At 75.1% G+C, this 1,029-nt stretch carries 1 protein-coding gene and 1 pseudogene; both read left to right on the top strand.

The genetic code is table 11. From position 1 onward, the window contains the following. The first annotated feature begins 188 nt into the window (after positions 1 to 188). Entirely contained in the window at positions 189 to 494 is a 306-nt protein-coding gene (locus D3P35_RS25865; RefSeq protein ID WP_118138788.1) for a hypothetical protein, read from the top strand. Continuing rightward, positions 494 to 1,029: pseudogene (locus tag D3P35_RS25860) on the top strand (hypothetical protein); the annotation flags it as partial. The gene D3P35_RS25865 and the pseudogene D3P35_RS25860, both read left to right, overlap by 1 nt.

Below are 1,029 nucleotides of genomic sequence, written 5' to 3'. Positions count from 1 at the left end.
CACCCGGAGACCAGCCTGCAGGACGCGGGCGACCTGCTCGGCAGCCACGGCGAGGCCCTGGGCCGCGCCATGGGCGCCGCGATGATCGGGGCCGAGGATGTGGCCGAGGAGGGCACCGCGTCCATGCCTGCATCCGGGCCCGCCCCGGGAAACGCCCCGGGGGGCGGCAGCCGCTGAGCATCCTCGCGATGTTCGGTGACCATGTCGCGGCGGGCTTCGTGCCGGAGGCGTTCTGGCGCCTCACGCCGCGGCTCTACCTCGCGCAGATGCGGGGCGCGCGGGCGCGGGCCCGGGCGGCGCAGCAGGAGCGGCTGCAGCTCGCCTGGATGACCGCCGCCCTGGTGCGCACCCGGAAGCTGCCGTCCCTCGATGCCCTGCTCGCCGCCGGCCGGCCGGTCGATGTCGCCGACCTGCGCCTGCGGCTCGACGCGCTCTCCGCGCGGCTGCCAAAACTCTCGCTCGCCGCCTGGCGGGCCCGGAAGGGACAGACCTGATGGCCGATTCCGTGATCGCCCGCCTGCGCGTCATCCTCGGCGCCGATGACAAGCCGCTGAAGGAGGGGCTGGCGCGCACCCGCACGCAGCTCCTCGCCGTGGCGGCGGCCGCCTCGGCGCTCGGGGCAGCGATCTCCGCCGCCGCCCTGCAGGGCGCGCAGGAGATCGACCGGGCGGCCAAGGCGGCCCGGCGGCTCGACAGTTCGATCGCGTCCTTCCGGGCGCTGGAGCTCGCGGCGAGCGAATCCGGTGTCTCGGTGGAGGGGCTGGCGAACGACGTCCAGAACATGAACCGCGAGATCGCCTCGATCGGGATCTCCGGCAATGCCGCCCGCGCCCTCGAGCGGCTCGGCCTCGCGGCGTCCGACCTCTCCGGTCTCGATGCCGACGAGCGGCTGGCGCTGATCGCCGACCGGGTGCAGGCCCTCGGGCTCGACGCGGGCCAGACCACCACGCTGCTGCGCGACTTCGGGATCGAGAACCGCGAGATGGCGCTGCTGATGATCCAGGGCGGCGATGCGCTGCGCGCCGCCCG

It is taken from the genome of Oceanicella sp. SM1341 (genome assembly GCF_003448965.1).
In the GTDB taxonomy this organism is placed as follows: Bacteria; Pseudomonadota; Alphaproteobacteria; order Rhodobacterales; family Rhodobacteraceae; genus Paroceanicella.
The sequence above is the reverse complement of the archived record's forward strand: the minus strand, read 5'-3'. Positions and strand labels throughout refer to the sequence as shown.

Bases quoted from the DNA above. Each gene is read 5' to 3' on its own strand.
- D3P35_RS25865 (WP_118138788.1), top strand. From the start codon at position 189: ATGTTCGGTGACCATGTCGCGGCGGGCTTCGTGCCGGAGGCGTTCTGG.